Here is a 16,019-nt window from a genome sequence, read left to right as displayed (position 1 = left end):
TTCCAGAAACTATTAATCTATAGCAGCTTTTATAGCTTCATATTGATCATCATTATATTCAATAATATAAATAATTATAATGTCAATTTTTTGAAAAAATGAGATAACGCTCATAAAAAATATGATTCACTAAATTAATCACTCATCGTTTTTTGTATAAAGAATGATACCTAGAATGGAGAATTTTTTCATCACACTTGAAAAACCAGTAGAGAACTTCACTCTAACCATCTCAAGCGTCTATGAAATGAAAGACAAAAAATTAATATATAAAAATGGAATTAATAATTTTTATTTATTCTTATAGAATTATTTTAATGTTTCATGATTTTTGAAAAAACTGAACAGACCAATTGCCCAGTTTCTGCAATTAATTTTTCAACACGAAGCAAATCAGGTTCCCCAACACTATTCAACAAAAGGTCACTTAATCCAGGTGGCATATCATTGGGATCAAGAGAATCATTTAAGCAAAGCCGTATAATTTGACTCAAATTTGTATAAAGACGATAGGCATAATGTAAATCAGCAATACATGACTGATTAAGAAAACTGTTTGGTAAGTGATCTAAAATATCCGCTGTCGTCGCTCCAATTTGAAACTCAATGACATGCGTAATAAGAGAAAATTGAGCAATAAACTCCAAATCCATAATGCCACCAGACATCGTTTTTAAATCCCATTGATTTTTTGGCGGCTTTTCTTTTGCAATCAAGGCACGCATTTCACATACTTCTTTTGCAACTTCCTTCTTATCACGAGAAATAGCAATAATTGCACACACTTCATTTTCTAGCTTTTGTAAAAAATCAGGGTCTCCTGCAATGCCTCGAGCCCTTGTTAAAGCAAGATATTCCCATATCCATGCTTCTTGGCGATAATACTTTTTAAAAAATGGAAAAGAAACAGCAATAGGTCCTTTATTGCCTAATGGCCGTAACCTTAAATCAACGACATAAAGAATACCTTGGCTTGTAAGAGTGGATAAAGCAGAAACGAGGCGCTGTGCTAAACGCGTATAATATTGAGAGATATAAAGAGGCTTTTCTCCATCAGATATTTCTGCATCATTATCGTGTTCATAAAGCAAAACAAGGTCAACATCGGAATCTGCTGTTAATTCGCGACTTCCAAGCTTCCCCATACCCAATATGCCAACACGCCCCCCTTTAATACGACCATGAAGACGAGAAAATTCCTCTTGAACGGTAGCAAATGTTTTTGTAATCATAAGATCAGCAAGCGCAGTAAAAGCAAAACCCGCTCTTTCTCCTGTAATTGTACCGTTTAAAATTCGAATACCAATCAAAAAACGTTGTTCATCTGCAAAAATCCTTAAATGGTCAAGAATTTTCTCATAAGAAAGAACATTTTCAAGAAAATATTCAAGCCGTTTTTCTAAGTACGTTTTGGTCGGTAATTCTGAAAGAATATTCGGATCTAACATTCCATCAAAAACATGGGACCTGCGTGCAATAATTTCTGCAAGACGTGGAGCAGCCCCCATAATAAGGACAAGCATATCCAAAAGAGAAGGATTAGACTGCAAAAGACTAAAAAGCTGAATTCCTGAAGGTAAGCCCTGTAAAAAACCATCAAAACGCAACATCGCCTCATCAGCTCGTTTTGTCCCACCAAAAGCTTTCAAAAGAGCTGGTGTTAATTCCGTTAATCTCTCGCGTGCTTCGGCTGATTGCGTTGCTTTATAACGACCAAAATGGAGCGTGCGCATAATACGACAAATATCACTTGCTCTTTCGAAACCTAAACGGCTTAACGTTATTAATGTCTCTGGATCATCTTCTTCACCTGTAAAAACTAAATTACCAATTTCTAAACCAAGTTCTTGCTCATTCTCAAAAAGTGCAGCATAATGTTTTTCAACAACCTGAAGTGTTTTTAATAAATCACGGATAAAACTGTTACTGTCTTGATAACCCATTAAATAGGCAACACTCGTGAATTGAGCAGTATCATTTGGAAGAAGATGTGTTTGTTCATCGAAAAGCATTTGAATACGATGTTCTACATTTCGAAGAATAGCATAACTTTTTATAAGGCTATTTCTCGTTTTCTCACTGATCCAACCAAGCGTGTGAAGTTCTGCTAACATTGCAACTGTCTGACGTCCACGTAATTGAGGAAAACGTCCACCAGCAATGAGCTGCTGTGTCTGAACAAAAAACTCAATCTCACGAATACCACCACGACCTAACTTTATATTATGCCCATAAGCTGCAATTTGACCATAATTTTTATGCGCATGAATTTGACGTTTGATCGAATGAATATCAGCAATAGCAGCGTAATCTAAATATTTCCGCCACACATAGGGAAAAAGCTCTTTGAGAAAGTTAAAACCTGCCCTCTTATCACCAGCAACTGGACGTGCTTTAATCATGGCTGCTCGTTCCCAATTTTGCCCACGCCCTTCGTAATAACGCAATGCAGTCCTTACTGGTAAGGCCAAAGGGGTTGATCCTGGATCTGGACGAAGACGAAAATCAAGACGAAAAACATATCCTTCCGCAGTGCGTTCTTGAATGATACGGATTAATCGGCGTACCATTTTAGAAAATATGTCAACACTTTCAGAAAGATTACCAATATGAGGTGATGTTTCATCAATGAAAACAATAAGATCAATATCAGAAGAATAATTAAGTTCCCCTGCTCCTAACTTTCCCATCCCTAAAATAATTAAACCACAGTCTTTTTCTGGATTCTCACGGCTTAATAAATTGATCTTACCATGATCATGCGCTTCTCTTAATAGAAAACGTAGTGCTACACTTAATGCTGCTTCGCCCAAACGTGTCAACCAAGCACATGAAACTTCGTAAGTAAAAACACCACCCAAATCAGCTAAAGCAATAAGAACATGCGCTTCTCGTTTTTTGCGCCTTAAAGCAGCCATCAATGAAGTTTCATTTATAGCTTCATCCTTATCAATAGCTGTAATATCATCTATAATTTCGCTCAGCCTTGTTTCTATATCAACATTTAATAAAGCACTAAGATATGATGGGTTGGCAATTAAAACCTCACGCAAAAAAGGAGATAAGGTCATAACCGAACTGATAAAATCAATCTGCGTTCCACTCTCTGAAATGATGGAAACAAGCGATTCTAAACCTTCTTTCCTTGCTTGTTCTTCCATGTCTTTTAACCATTGGGAACCACTTTTATCGAGAGGACATAAAGGGAGAAGCTGTGTTTTAAAAAAAGCTTGTTTCGTCTGCGCTCCCTTGAAAAGCATTTTTCTTTCCTTTCTATTGCTTTATACTTTTAAAATAGTTGTTACGTATGAAAAGAGAAAAGTGAAGAAAAATATCTTTAAGGAAATAACAAAATAGCCCTAAGCCCTGGATTTGCATTTTCAAGTAACAATTCACCCCCATGAAGCTTCATAACCGCTTTTGCTATACTTAAACCAATCCCAAACCCAGGTTGTGTGCGGCTTTCTTCAAGACGAACAAATCGTTCTGTCACTTTTTCACGTTTATCCTCTGCTATTCCTGGTCCATTATCGCTCACAACAACTAATAAATGTTCATCACGATATTCCATTGATAAGCAAACCTTCGCTTGCCTTCCACCTTTAGGCGCATATTTAATTGCATTATCTATAAGATTAAAAATTGATTGTGCAACAAGCTCACGATTCAATTTTAGCTCTTTATCAAATATATCTCCCAACTGAAGTAAAACACCTGACTCCTCAGCAAAAGGTTCGTAAAGCTCAACAGCATCCTCAATGATCAATTTCATATTCATCATTTCAAGATGTTCAATTGCACTGCTGGCCTCAATACGTGAAATCATTAAAATCGCATTGAACGTACAAATAAGTTGATCTGACTCTGCAATAACCCTATCAAGGACCTGACGATATTCAAGCTTTGTCTTATTTCCTGAAAGTGCCTCTTCAGCGCGATTTCTAAGACGCGTTAACGGCGTTTTCAGATCATGAGCAATATTATCTGATACTTGACGTAAACCAATATTTAACTCTTCAATGCGGTCTAACATAACATTAAGATTGGTTGACAATCGATCAAACTCATCCCCTACTCCAGAAACAGGTAAACGCCCACTGAAATCACCATCCATCAAGCGCTGTGATGCAGCCGTTACATGATCAATCCTTTGTAAAGCTCTCCTGCCAACAAAAAACCATATGAGTAAAGCGCCTCCAACCATTGCAGCAAGTGCAATGATCACAGCTTTGCGAATAACAACAGCAAAACGTTCTGGCTCATCCAAATCACGTCCTATAAGAATCTTCATAGCATTAGGCAAATCAACAATAACCGCCAAAGCGCGATGTTCACTTGTTTTGCCATGTTCTCCAAAACGGGAATACAAAAAAGAGGTAGAAATAAAACCACTCTGATTCAAAAGACCTAATTCAATACGTGCTACATTTCCTGCTAAAATACGCCCCATAGAATCTGTAACAAGATAAAGAAATGCTCCTGGTTGTCTTGAACGATAATCAATAGTGCGCATTAATAAGGATAATCCCCCATAATTATAAGCATTTTCAATATACTTTAATTCTTCATGTAAAGCCTGTTCAGTTTGCTCTGTTAACAATGAAGCAGAAAATGCCGTCATATAAATAGAAAGTCCTGTTGCCACCAATCCAAACAATAAAATGTAAAGTGCTGAAAGCCTTAGCGCCGTCGTGCGCATTATATTAATCAAACGATTCATGCTTTGTTATCTGGTACTTTCAGCATATATCCAGCTCCACGCACTGTATGGAGAAGGGGAACATCAAAATCTTTTTCAATTTTGGCTCTCAAACGAGAGATATGGACATCAATGACATTCGTTTGTGGATCAAAATGGTAATTCCAAACGTTTTCCAAAAGCATAGTGCGTGTAACAACCTGCCCCGCATAACGCATCAAATATTCAAGTAAACGAAACTCTCGTGGTTGCAATAGAATGTTTCTATCACCTCGTTTTACCGTATGTGCTAACCGATCAAGCTCAAGATTACCTACACAGTAAACAGTTTCTGCTTCTTTAGGATTTTTCCGCCGTTGTAAAACTTCAACACGCGCAAGAAGTTCAGAAAAAGCATAAGGCTTTGTCAAATAATCATCTCCCCCTGCACGCAGCCCCGTTACACGATCATTAACTTGCCCTAAAGCAGACAGAATAAGAACCGGTGTTTCATTGCCTTTAGCGCGCAATTCAGCAATAATAGAAAGACCATCACGATGCAAAAGCATTCGGTCAACAACCATAACGTCATAATTTTCCGTGGTTGCTAAAGCATATCCCGTATCCCCATCATAAGCAACATCAACAGAATGCCCTACTTCCAAAAATGCTTTTTCGAGATAATGCCCCGTCTCATGATCATCTTCAATAACGAGTATCTTCATAAAACGTATCTCCATTATTTTATTATGTTGTAGGACAAATATTTAATAAACATTTGTCCTACAACTAAAGCCTTATTTTTTGAAAATTGGAAGAGCAACAAAACGATTTTGATCATTTGTTCGCACTTGTAAGAGTATAGCCTTTCGTCCTAACTGCTGAGCATTTTTGATTGTGTTAATAATATCAGAGACTCGTTTAACCGGTTTATTATTTACTGTCACAATGATATCACCAGGGCGTATCCCTTTATCTGCAGCATCTGAATCGGTATCGACATCCGTTACGACAACCCCTACACCATCATCAGAAGGCATAACAATCAAACCATAATCTTCCAATGTTTCATCTAAATCACTCTGTCCATTTGAATATTTTGAAGTCTCTTTCTTACTTTCATCTTCAGACATTGAAGCGAGTTTAACCTTTATACTCTCCTCCTTACCTGATCTCCAAATCCCTATGGTTACCATTTCTCCTGGTTTAATATTTGCAATACGTTTCGCCAACTCACGCGCATCAGCAACTTTTTCATTATTCACTGAAATAATTACATCACCCGCTTTAATACCAGCCTTTTCTGCCGGTCCTTTTAACGGATCAGTAACCAAAGCACCTTTGGCTTCTTTCAATCCTATTGAATCGGAAATCTCCTTTGTTACCGGCTGAATCTGAACACCTAACCAACCACGTTGAACTGAACCTTTTTCAATAAGTTGTTGTACAACCTGTTTTACAGTCGCTGCTGGAATAGCAAAAGCAATCCCAACATTTCCTCCAGAAGGAGAAAAAATTGCTGTATTAACCCCAACAACCTTTCCATTAAGATCAAACGTTGGACCACCAGAGTTTCCTCTATTAACAGCAGCATCAATCTGAATAAAATCATCGTATACACCAGTGCCAATATCACGTCCACGTGCAGAAACAATACCTGCTGTCACAGTTCCACCAAGACCAAATGGATTCCCAATAGCAACAACCCAATCCCCAACACGAAGCTTTGAATCATCACCAAAATCAACATAAGAAAATTTTCTTTTATCATTCACTTTTAATACGGCAAGGTCGGTTTTTGGGTCTTTCCCAATGAGCTTTGCGTTCAATTCTGTACCATCATCAAGAACAACAGTATAACTTGTTCCGTCAGAAATCACATGATCATTGGTCACAATGTAACCATCAGACGAAATAAAAAAACCCGATCCAAAAGCAACAGGACGGAGTCTCTGCGATTGGTGCGGAAATTTATTTTTAGGTTTATCAAAATCATAAAACTCTTTAAAAAATCTTTTTAAAGGATGCTGATCTGGTAATTGATCAAGTCCTGGACCACTAAAAAAGTTGCTAAAGAACCTATCTTCTTTCTTTTTATTGCTCTTTACTTGTACTGCCACAACGGCTGGTTTCACTTGAGCAACAATATCGGCAAATCCCTGTTGTTGCATTAACGAAGTAAATACAGAACTTGCATGAGCCTTTGTCATCCACAAGCTTGATGTACATCCACTAAAAAACAGTGCACTTTCCAATATCGCAGAAAAACTCACTGCGACAAATGTTTTAAAGAAAGCCTTTTTAACCATTTATTCTATGCTCCTATTCAATCATACCTATATTTCAATTCCGATCACTTATAAAATACCAGACCTTACCGTTTTCTGTCTAAATTATTAAAGTTTTGTAAGGTTTCAGTATTCCCTAATATAATTACAATAAGATTGTCTGCTTATTGCAGATGATCTGATTTTTTTCTTTTATGTAACATTTTTTTTAATGCAATGACATTTTTGACTGTTCTTTTTCATTCACATAACGCATGATTATTCCGTTTGAAGTGGAAAAATATAATACTTACGCCAATGATAATAATGATCAAAGGCGAGAACCATAAAAACCAAGTTATTTTATTCAATGGTGGTTTCAAGAGAATAAATTCACCATATCGCTCAACAAGAAAGTCAGTGACTTGCTGATTACTATAGCCCATTTTTAGCCTTTCCCGAATTAAAAGCCGTAAATCACCTGCTAAAGCAGCATCTGAATCATCAATTGATTGATTTTGACAAACCGGACAACGTAAATGCGATGAAATATGGCGTGCTCGCGCTTCAAGAATCTTATCCTTTAAAATCTCATCCGGCTCTACTGCTATTGCTAATCGAAAAGGAAACGTTGCAATTAAAAAAAATACAATCCAAAGAATTTTTTTCATCTCAATGTCTTTTCCAAAAATTTAAAGCAAGCACTATCCTATTGTACATGCCAATGCGAAACCAATACCCCAAAAGAGAAAAACATCCCCCCATAGCCATCATGAATGCCCCTAACCAAATACATATTACATAAGGCTTCCACCATACGTGCACAACGAGACCCCGATTATCGATATGTCCCGGTACAATATATAGCTGCGATAAGCCATAATTTTTAAGACCAACTTCTGTTGTTGATGTATTTTGGCTTGAATAAAATCGCTTTGAGGCTGTTACATGACCCACAATGTTTTTATTTTCATATATTTTAAAATAAAATTCCATTGTCGAATAATTCGAACCAACACCATCATGCACTGCATCAAAATGAAGCGTTTTATCCGCTATCGTCACCCTATCCCCTACGTTCATGATTAAAATACGTTCTTGCCCAAAACTTACCACGCAAACAATACCAAATAATGTAATGCCTAATCCCATATGTGCTATTGCTGCACCAAAAGTAGACCATGGCAATCCAAGAAATCTCTTAACGCGTACTGAAAAAGCTCTCTTGCCATATCCACTCTTTCCCCATAGATCCGCTAAACTGCCTAAAAAAACAAACGCTGAAAGCCCAATCCCTAAAACTGCAAAAATATCACGCACAGATGCCGCATAGAATATTATAAAACAGACGATACCAACCAATACAAAAACAAACCACAACCGTTCAAAAACTGCAAGAAAATCACCGCGTTTCCATGCCATCATTGTCCCAAATGGAACAAACAACAACAGCAAAACCATTAGCGGTCCACAGGTAAGGTTAAAAAAAGCAGCCCCTACAGAAATTTTTTGCCCTGTTAATATCTCAATAAAATAAGGATAAAGCGTACCAATCAATACTGTTGCTGTTATTGTTGTCAGTAACAAGTTATTTAAAACAATAAACCCTTCACGTGAAATTGGTTGAAAAAATCTTTCTGTTTTTAAAATAGGGATACGCAAAGCAAAAAGAAGAAAAGCAGCTCCCGTAAAAAAAAATAAAAGAGCAAGAATTGCTTGCCCGCGTGCTGGATCAACAGCAAAACTATGAACAGAAACTAAAAGCCCAGAACGCACAAGAAAAGTTCCCATCAGAGAAAGGGAAAAAGTAAGCAGCGCTAAAAACAGAGTCCAACTTTTCAATATTTCTCGTTTTTCGAGAACAAGAGCAGAATGTAAAAGAGCCGTTCCTGAAAGCCAAGGCATAAACGAAACATTTTCAACAGGATCCCAAAACCAATAGCCTCCCCATCCTAGCTCATAATAAGCCCAATAAGAGCCAACCATAATACCCAATGTCAAAAAACACCAAGCAAGTAAAAGCCACGGACGAATCCCACGCGCCCAAATTCTATCAACATGTCCCATAATCAATGCCGCAACGGCAAAAGAAAAACAAAGTGAAAAACCGACATAACCTAAATAAAGTAGCGGTGGATGAATTGCTAATGCGATATCTTGTAAAAGAGGATTGAGACCATTTCCCTGCAATGCTGGTGGATTTACGCGTAAAAATGGATTGGATACAAAAAGAATAAATAAAAGAAAAGCAGTTGTAATCCAACTTTGGCAAATTAAAACAAGCGTCTTAAAATCTTCTGGCAAATGTTGGCTAAAAAAAGCCATCAATGCACTAAAAAAAGCAAGACTTAAAACCCACAACAACATAGAGCCTTCGTGGTTGCCCCAAACACCTGTAATTTTATAGAGCATCGGTTTTTCTGAATGAGAATTCTCAACAACGTTCAAAACAGAAAAATCAGATACAACATAAGCATAAATTATCACTAAAAAAGATAAAAGCAGTAATGTAAAAGTAATATATGTTAGAGGAACAACTGTTTGCATTAACAAACGCTCTCTCCACCAAAAACCTAAAGCAGGTAAAAATGCCCCTAATAAGCTTACTGAAAATGCTGCAGCTAAAAAAATATGACCCAGTTCGACAAGCACAATCGAATTATTTCTCCATAATGTAATGTTTTTTCAAACGATCAGCTGTTTCTTTAGGCATATAAGTTTCATCATGTTTTGCTAAAATACGCATCCCTATAAAAAATCCCTGTTTATCGAAATGCCCTTCTACGATCACCCCCTGACCTTCACGAAAAAGATCCGGTAAGGCACCATTGAAAACTACTTTTTCATGTTTTTTGTTATCCGTTACAAAAAAAACAACGCCTCTCTCTCCAACATATTGAACAGTTCCCTTTTCAACAAAGCCACCCAAACGCAAAGGGCGCTCCGTTAAAATATCTTCTCTTGTAATTTCAGAGGGCATTCTAAAAAAACTGACCGCATGACGCATTGCATACACTATGAGACTTGCTGCAATTGTTATAACCAAACAACATAATAATATGATCAGTAAGCGCTTTTTTTTTCGCTGCTCTAAAATAACCTTCCATGAGGTAGAATTCTTTAAAGATTGACTGTTCATAGACACTCTGCGAAAAAATTTTAAATACGTTATAACTAAGTATCAATATTTTATTTTTTAAGAGCTTTGCACATCTTCTACATAGGTGCAAGATTTCTTTTCTTTGTATGATCACTCGATAAATCACGTAACTGAATCATCATTTTTTTAACACGTGATTGTCCTGAAAAATTTTCAGGCATTGTATCAAGAAAGCTTTGTAAAAATTGCACTGCCTGCGCAGTTTTTCCTGCTTGATGCAATGCATCTGCCAACAATAAACGTGGATAAAAATCTGTTGGCGCTAAATCTGCTGCTTTTTGAAAAGCATTTTGCGCTTCTTGCGTTATCACTCCCCCTTCATAACCAACCAATGCTAAACCGTATCCTACAAGCCTTGGAGCTGTTTCTCCATTCAAACGAAGTGCATCTAAATAAGTATTCACTGCTTCTTGAAAAAGGCTTTCTTCGAGATACCCTACCGCTAACGCATCTGCTAGCTTGCCATCATGAGGTGCACGGAAAAAAAGCACTTGTAAACGAATAAGCTTTTCTTGCTTACTAAGAGTTTGAGGATTTTTATCCATTAATTCGCTAAAAAAATAACTTTTCACTTCTGGATTGCCTGTCAGCCCATAAATATTCCATGTCATAAGGAGAACAAACAAGATACTTAAAGCCTTAAGAATATTTCTTTTTTTATAATGCATATAAAGCTTGTTAAACTCAATCATACGCTTATGGCTTCTGTAACCATCCACGGTTTGAACTTTCCATTCTTTTTTTATCTCATCGTCAAAACGTAGTGAAAGAAAAAGAACACTTGCCAGAAAAATCAGAAAAAATGCTGCAAAAATTAATAAGAGCATATCGTTTTTTTCCAATACGAACAGAGAATAACTCGCTTACATTTTATCCTCTTCATGAGAAAAATGATGTGAATTAATAAAAATTCATTTTTTCATGGAGAATATTAATCTATTATATACATCAATTAAACAAAGAAACTAAAAACAATGTTTCCCTACTCTTTGATGTATTGTCTGAAAATACTGCTTTAAAAACTTTATAGACATTTCTTGCTTAAGGAGAAAATATGTTATTCTCCCATCTTAGGTAATAAAACTTTTGCATACAATCCACCCAAATCAGAACGTGATAAAAAGAGATTGCCACCATATTCACTGACCATATCTGAAACAATTGCTAACCCTAAGCCTGACCCTAGTTTATTTTCATTAAACCGCCGCCCTCTTTTTAATGCTTCATCAATTTTGTCTTCTGTTAAACCAGGACCATCATCTTCTACAAAGATACTAAAATATTCTGTTTCTTCAGCATTTTCTTCTAAACAACAAGAGATCAAAACCTTTGCGCGAGACCACTGAGTAGCATTTTCAATCAAATTCCCTATAATTTCTTCTAAATCTTCCTTCTCTCCAGAAAAAACAATATCATCAACATCCATAATAAATTGAATTTGTTTTTCAGGATTAAGCTTTTTCATAACCCGCACCAAGCGTTCAAGCACACTGCGAACAGACGTATGATAGACAACACTATCGCATTGTGCTGCAATCCGCGCACGCTGAAGATAATGATTGATTTGAGCTTGCATTATTTGCGTTTGCTCTCTCAACAAACTAGCCTTTTCTCCGCGCATCTTATCTGTCTCATTCATAATCACGGATAGAGGCGTCTTCAATGAATGCGCGAGATTACCAACCTGTGTGCGAAATCGCTCAATAATACGCTGATTATTATTAATGAGAGTATTCATCTCTTGTACAAGCGGCATCACTTCGCTTACTAAATCCGTATTCACATAATGAACTCTTCCTTCGCGAATATCATTCAATGCACGTCGAATAAGCTTCAACGGTTGAAAACTAAAGAAAATAATAGCAATATTAATAAGAACACTCCCGATACCGAAACTCCAAAGAAAAATTTGCAAAGTTCGCTTAAATTCCTTTACCTGGGCATGAGCTTCATCGATATTCCCAACAAGCCGAAAACGTGCAATATGATTTTTATTATCAAGAACAACATCACTCTCAATCACTTGTAGCTTTTGACCATTGTTCCCCGTTATCCGATAAGAGCGAAAGAATTTATTGTTAAAAGGTATATCAACATCACTTGGTGTAAATATCTCGCCTGTTCCCAATGAGGGGGATGTCAATCTTCCTTTTAAATTATGGGATATCGCAACAACTTCCCAATACCATCCTGTTGTTGGATCAGAATAACGAATATCATCAATCCCAGCCCCTCCTCTTAAAGTACCTTCTGATGACACCGTCACTGTTGCAATAAGACTGTAGAGTTGAGCAGAAAGGATACGCTCTAGGCTTTGTTCAGTCGAACGCTTATAAAATAAAATACTTACTGCAGAAATCGATAAAAGAGAAATAACAACCCATAATGTTGATAAGATCATAACACGTAAACTGAGAGATCGAGTAATTACAAAAAAGAACCTCCTATACCAATTATTCTCTTCAAAAACATTCATTAATCACCTCGCGTTCTCACGCGATATCCCATTCCTCGAATAGTTTCAATCAAATCCACTCCAAGCTTTTTCCGTAACCGACCTACAAAGACTTCCACTGTATTCGAGTCCTTATCAAAATCCTGATCATAAAGATGTTCAGTAAGCTCTGTTCTTGAAATGACTCTGTCACAATGATGCATGAGATACGAAAGCAGTCTGAATTCATAAGATGTTAGTTTAATCAATTGACCATCCACAAAAACACGAGATGTCTTTGTATCCAACAAAACATTTCCGCAACATAATGCACTCGTCGCATGTCCCGTAGTGCGACGAATTAATGCTCGCAAGCGCGCCATCACTTCCTCCAAATGAAATGGCTTCACAACATAATCGTCAGCTCCAGCATCAATACCGTGCACCTTATCAGACCAACGGTCTCGCGCTGTTAGCATTAAAACAGGCATGGAGATCCCTTCTTGACGCCACTTTTCAACAACACTAATACCATCAATCTGCGGTAAACCTATATCAAGTATCACCGCGTCGTAAGACTCTGTGCTACCTAAAAAATAAGCCTCTTCACCATCGAAAGCACTATCGGAAACATATCCTGCACGTCTTACAGCTTCTGCTAATTGATGGTGAAGATTCCGATCATCTTCAACGATTAAGATACGCATCACAACACCATCTGCTAAAGACTAATCAGCAGGAACAAAAAACTCAACACGACGTAACTTTTCACCATTACGGGCTGGTACAACAACCACAATTGCACACATGTCCTTTCCATCCTGAACAACCGGTTTTGAACGGACGAGAACCCCGCTCTCTTGCGCGGCAACCTTCTTACCTACTTCAGCACACCCAGAAGCTCGAACAGAATCTGCTCCTAAAAAAGCTGCTATTATTACAAACAAGAATTTTTTTTTCATCATAAATATTTCAATAACCCATCTCTTCTTTTCCTTGATAAAGGATAAAAGAAATAATGGTTTTTTTGGGTCGACTTAAAAATCACAAATGGAAATAATTTATCCTCTATCTTACAGAAGAACACATTAATATTATTCCAAATTTTTAAAAACTCAAAATAAAATATTTTTAATAATGAGAATAAAATTTATTCAATAAAATAATAAAATCTTAATACACTATCTTATGAAAAATGAATAATTCTAAAATAAACTCTTTCTCTGTTAGCACTATAGCAAAAAAATACTTCTACTCCATATAATTATTGTAGATTTGTTTGGTTGTATTTCTTTGCCATAGGCTCTCTTTAAATGTTTGATTTTTTTAAAAAAAAGAAAAGGCAACATCGTAAGCCATTTCACAGTCCTGCTCTCATTGAATTAGACGCACGATTAGACACAGCGCTTTATCACATTCGTTCTGCTAACAGTTTTTTCTGGAAAAAGGCAAAAATCGTCTCACAAAATTTTCATCTTCAAGGATGGAAACGTTTTATCGTTGAAGTTCTCGATGAAATACTAACATTAGGGTTGATGGGATTTACTCTTTTTACCATTTTTGGCATTTCTGTTTTTGAACTGACCAAAACAGATTGGTCTTCTCCTAAAAACTTTTCCATTCTTTTTCTAGATCGCTATGGAAATTCCATTGGGCACCGTGGTGCACTGCCGGCAATCTCTGTCCCCGTTGAAGAAATGCCTGACACTGTCATTAAAGCGGTTCTCGCTACAGAAGACCGTCGTTTTTTTGATCATTGGGGTATTGATTTTCAAGGACTTACACGGGCAATTTCACAAAATATGCAAGCTAAAGGTGTGGTGCAAGGTGGTTCAACTCTCACACAACAATTGGCTAAAAATTTATTCTTAACAAACGAGAGAACCATAACACGTAAAATCAAAGAAGCTTATCTTGCTCTTTGGCTAGAAGCAAATTTTAGCAAAAAGCAGATTTTACAACTTTATCTTGACCGAGCCTATATGGGAGGAAACAATTTTGGTATTGCCGCAGCGGCAAAATTTTATTTTGGAAAAAACATACGTCATGTATCTTTAAGTGAATCTGCTATGTTAGCAGGACTCTTTAAAGCTCCAACAAAATATGCTCCTCATAGTCATCTCTTTGCTGCTCAAACACGTGCCAATGTCGTCCTTTCTAATCTTGTTAATAGTGGCTTTATGACAAAGAGCCAAATTATCAATGCGCATCGCCACCCTGCTAAGGCACTTCCCCAAATAGAAAATAATCAGCCAGATTATTTTCTTGATTGGGCATTCGAGGAAGTCAAAAAAATGCGCAATCAACTTCCAAGCCATAGTTTAATTATTCAAACAACCCTTGATCCGAATATTCAAAAAGCAGCAGAAGAATCAATCGCATATCATTTACATCAATATGGTCAACAATATCGCGTAACCCAAGCTGCCACCGTTATACTCGATAATAACGGTGCCGTATGCGCAATTGTTGGAGGACTCGATTATAAAAAGAGCCAATTTAACAGAGCAACACAAGGCGGACGGCAAACTGGTTCTTCATTCAAACCTTATGTTTACGCAACCGCACTGGAACACGGACTGTCTCCCTCGACAATTGTTTTAGATGCTCCTATCAATTGGGGAGGTTGGACACCCAAAAATAATTCTGGTCGTTATTTGGGAAAAATTGATTTAGCAACAGCTTTAGCTTTTTCTATTAATACAGTCCCTGTGTATCTCACCTATCAATATCTTAACCGTGATACCCAACCCATCATAGATCTCATCAAGAATATGGGGATTAACGCGCATATTTTATCACACAAAACAATGGTTCTTGGCACTTCCAATATGACCCCCATGGATCAAGCTACAGGCTTTAATGTCTTTGCCAATGGAGGAATAGCGGGTAATCGTCATGGGTTTACGCAAATCAAAACAATTGATGGTCGTGTCGTGTGGGATTTCGAACATAACGGAAATAAGTTACACCGAGTTCTCAGCAGACAATCAACAGCTTATATGAACCAAATGATGGTGGGTGTCACGACACGAGGATCTGGTAAGCGTGCTGCTCTGCCCATGACTCTCGTCTCAGGGAAAACTGGAACATCACAATCTTATCGTGATGCTTGGTTTGTTGGCTTTACAGGCAATTATACGGGAGCCGTATGGATGGGAAATGATAACTTTTCACCGATGAATCGTGCTTTTGGGGGTGGCGTTCCTGCCATGATATGGCATCGCATCATGCTTGCTGCACATCAAAATATCATGCTCAAACAGCTCTATGGTGTTCAAGATTCTCTCCTTCCTCCTTATCAGCCCCCAGTACTTTCTTCCCATGCAGATTCTGAAGTTCCTCCTCCAATACCCTCTACGCTTTCTCCTGAAACATTGAATATTGTGCGATTGATTAACAAAGATCTGAAAAAACCATCTGCAATTTCTTTGAAGATGAAAACAACTGGAGATTCAACATTTTGAATTCAAGATATTC

General features: G+C 37.2%; 12 protein-coding genes. 1 reads left to right on the top strand and 11 read right to left on the bottom strand.

What is annotated here, in order from left to right; translation table 11 throughout:
- Positions 1–314: 314 nt before the first annotated feature.
- From ACFIJW_RS09640 to ACFIJW_RS09590, 11 genes are all read right to left on the bottom strand, one after another.
- Positions 315–3,260 carry a bifunctional [glutamine synthetase] adenylyltransferase/[glutamine synthetase]-adenylyl-L-tyrosine phosphorylase gene (locus ACFIJW_RS09640; protein WP_375634243.1) on the bottom strand — a complete coding sequence of 982 codons (2,946 nt, stop codon included), beginning with the start codon at positions 3,258–3,260 and terminating at the stop codon, positions 315–317.
- Positions 3,261–3,337: 77 nt separating this feature from the next.
- A complete protein-coding gene (locus ACFIJW_RS09635) occupies positions 3,338–4,720 on the bottom strand; it encodes an ATP-binding protein (RefSeq protein WP_375634245.1) in 1,383 nt (460 codons plus the stop codon).
- Positions 4,717–5,403: a response regulator transcription factor gene (locus tag ACFIJW_RS09630; RefSeq protein ID WP_273791552.1), complete on the bottom strand. Its 687-nt coding sequence runs from the start codon at positions 5,401–5,403 to the stop codon at positions 4,717–4,719. Before ACFIJW_RS09630 ends, ACFIJW_RS09635 begins: the two co-directional genes overlap by 4 nt.
- Before the next feature lie 72 nt (positions 5,404–5,475).
- Entirely contained in the window at positions 5,476–6,987 is a 1,512-nt protein-coding gene (locus ACFIJW_RS09625; protein ID WP_375611163.1) for a Do family serine endopeptidase, read from the bottom strand.
- 218 nt (positions 6,988–7,205) lie between these two features.
- Entirely contained in the window at positions 7,206–7,616 is a 411-nt protein-coding gene (locus ACFIJW_RS09620; RefSeq protein ID WP_375634247.1) for a cytochrome c-type biogenesis protein CcmH, read from the bottom strand.
- A 1-nt stretch (position 7,617) separates the two neighbouring features.
- Positions 7,618–9,597: a heme lyase CcmF/NrfE family subunit gene (locus ACFIJW_RS09615; RefSeq protein WP_375634249.1), complete on the bottom strand. Its 1,980-nt coding sequence runs from the start codon at positions 9,595–9,597 to the stop codon at positions 7,618–7,620.
- A 7-nt stretch (positions 9,598–9,604) separates the two neighbouring features.
- Positions 9,605–10,084 carry a cytochrome c maturation protein CcmE gene (gene ccmE, locus ACFIJW_RS09610; RefSeq protein WP_375634251.1) on the bottom strand — a complete coding sequence of 160 codons (480 nt, stop codon included), beginning with the start codon at positions 10,082–10,084 and terminating at the stop codon, positions 9,605–9,607.
- A 77-nt stretch (positions 10,085–10,161) separates the two neighbouring features.
- On the bottom strand, positions 10,162–10,932 hold the full coding sequence (locus ACFIJW_RS09605) for a tetratricopeptide repeat protein (protein WP_375634274.1): 771 nt from the start codon (positions 10,930–10,932) through the stop codon (positions 10,162–10,164).
- Positions 10,933–11,162: 230 nt separating this feature from the next.
- Positions 11,163–12,581: an ATP-binding protein gene (locus tag ACFIJW_RS09600; RefSeq protein ID WP_375634272.1), complete on the bottom strand. Its 1,419-nt coding sequence runs from the start codon at positions 12,579–12,581 to the stop codon at positions 11,163–11,165.
- The gene (locus tag ACFIJW_RS09595) at positions 12,581–13,246 is read right to left on the bottom strand and encodes a response regulator transcription factor (RefSeq protein WP_375634257.1); all 666 of its coding nucleotides are present in this window, start codon (positions 13,244–13,246) and stop codon (positions 12,581–12,583) included. Before ACFIJW_RS09595 ends, ACFIJW_RS09600 begins: the two co-directional genes overlap by 1 nt.
- 21 nt (positions 13,247–13,267) lie before the next feature.
- On the bottom strand, positions 13,268–13,504 hold the full coding sequence (locus ACFIJW_RS09590) for a hypothetical protein (protein ID WP_375634259.1): 237 nt from the start codon (positions 13,502–13,504) through the stop codon (positions 13,268–13,270).
- Positions 13,505–13,852: 348 nt separating this feature from the next.
- Here ACFIJW_RS09590 and ACFIJW_RS09585 point away from each other — a divergent pair, with 348 nt between their 5' ends.
- On the top strand, positions 13,853–16,006 hold the full coding sequence (locus ACFIJW_RS09585) for a transglycosylase domain-containing protein (RefSeq protein ID WP_375634261.1): 2,154 nt from the start codon (positions 13,853–13,855) through the stop codon (positions 16,004–16,006).
- The last annotated feature ends 13 nt before the right edge of the window (positions 16,007–16,019 follow it).

It is taken from the genome of Bartonella sp. MM97QHHN (assembly GCF_042194285.1).
Lineage (GTDB): Bacteria > Pseudomonadota > Alphaproteobacteria > Rhizobiales > Rhizobiaceae > Bartonella.
Note: the sequence above shows the minus strand (reverse complement) of the source record. Positions and strands in the feature narration are given on the sequence as shown.

Coding starts and splice junctions, on each gene's coding strand:
- ACFIJW_RS09640 (WP_375634243.1), bottom strand. CDS start 3,260: ATGCTTTTCAAGGGAGCGCAGACGAAACAAGCTTTTTTTAAAACACAG.
- ACFIJW_RS09635 (WP_375634245.1), bottom strand. CDS start 4,720: ATGAATCGTTTGATTAATATAATGCGCACGACGGCGCTAAGGCTTTCA.
- ACFIJW_RS09630 (WP_273791552.1), bottom strand. CDS start 5,403: ATGAAGATACTCGTTATTGAAGATGATCATGAGACGGGGCATTATCTC.
- ACFIJW_RS09625 (WP_375611163.1), bottom strand. CDS start 6,987: ATGGTTAAAAAGGCTTTCTTTAAAACATTTGTCGCAGTGAGTTTTTCT.
- ACFIJW_RS09620 (WP_375634247.1), bottom strand. CDS start 7,616: ATGAAAAAAATTCTTTGGATTGTATTTTTTTTAATTGCAACGTTTCCT.
- ccmE (WP_375634251.1), bottom strand. CDS start 10,084: ATGAACAGTCAATCTTTAAAGAATTCTACCTCATGGAAGGTTATTTTA.
- ACFIJW_RS09605 (WP_375634274.1), bottom strand. CDS start 10,932: ATGCTCTTATTAATTTTTGCAGCATTTTTTCTGATTTTTCTGGCAAGT.
- ACFIJW_RS09600 (WP_375634272.1), bottom strand. CDS start 12,581: ATGAATGTTTTTGAAGAGAATAATTGGTATAGGAGGTTCTTTTTTGTA.
- ACFIJW_RS09595 (WP_375634257.1), bottom strand. CDS start 13,246: ATGCGTATCTTAATCGTTGAAGATGATCGGAATCTTCACCATCAATTA.
- ACFIJW_RS09590 (WP_375634259.1), bottom strand. CDS start 13,504: ATGATGAAAAAAAAATTCTTGTTTGTAATAATAGCAGCTTTTTTAGGA.
- ACFIJW_RS09585 (WP_375634261.1), top strand. CDS start 13,853: ATGTTTGATTTTTTTAAAAAAAAGAAAAGGCAACATCGTAAGCCATTT.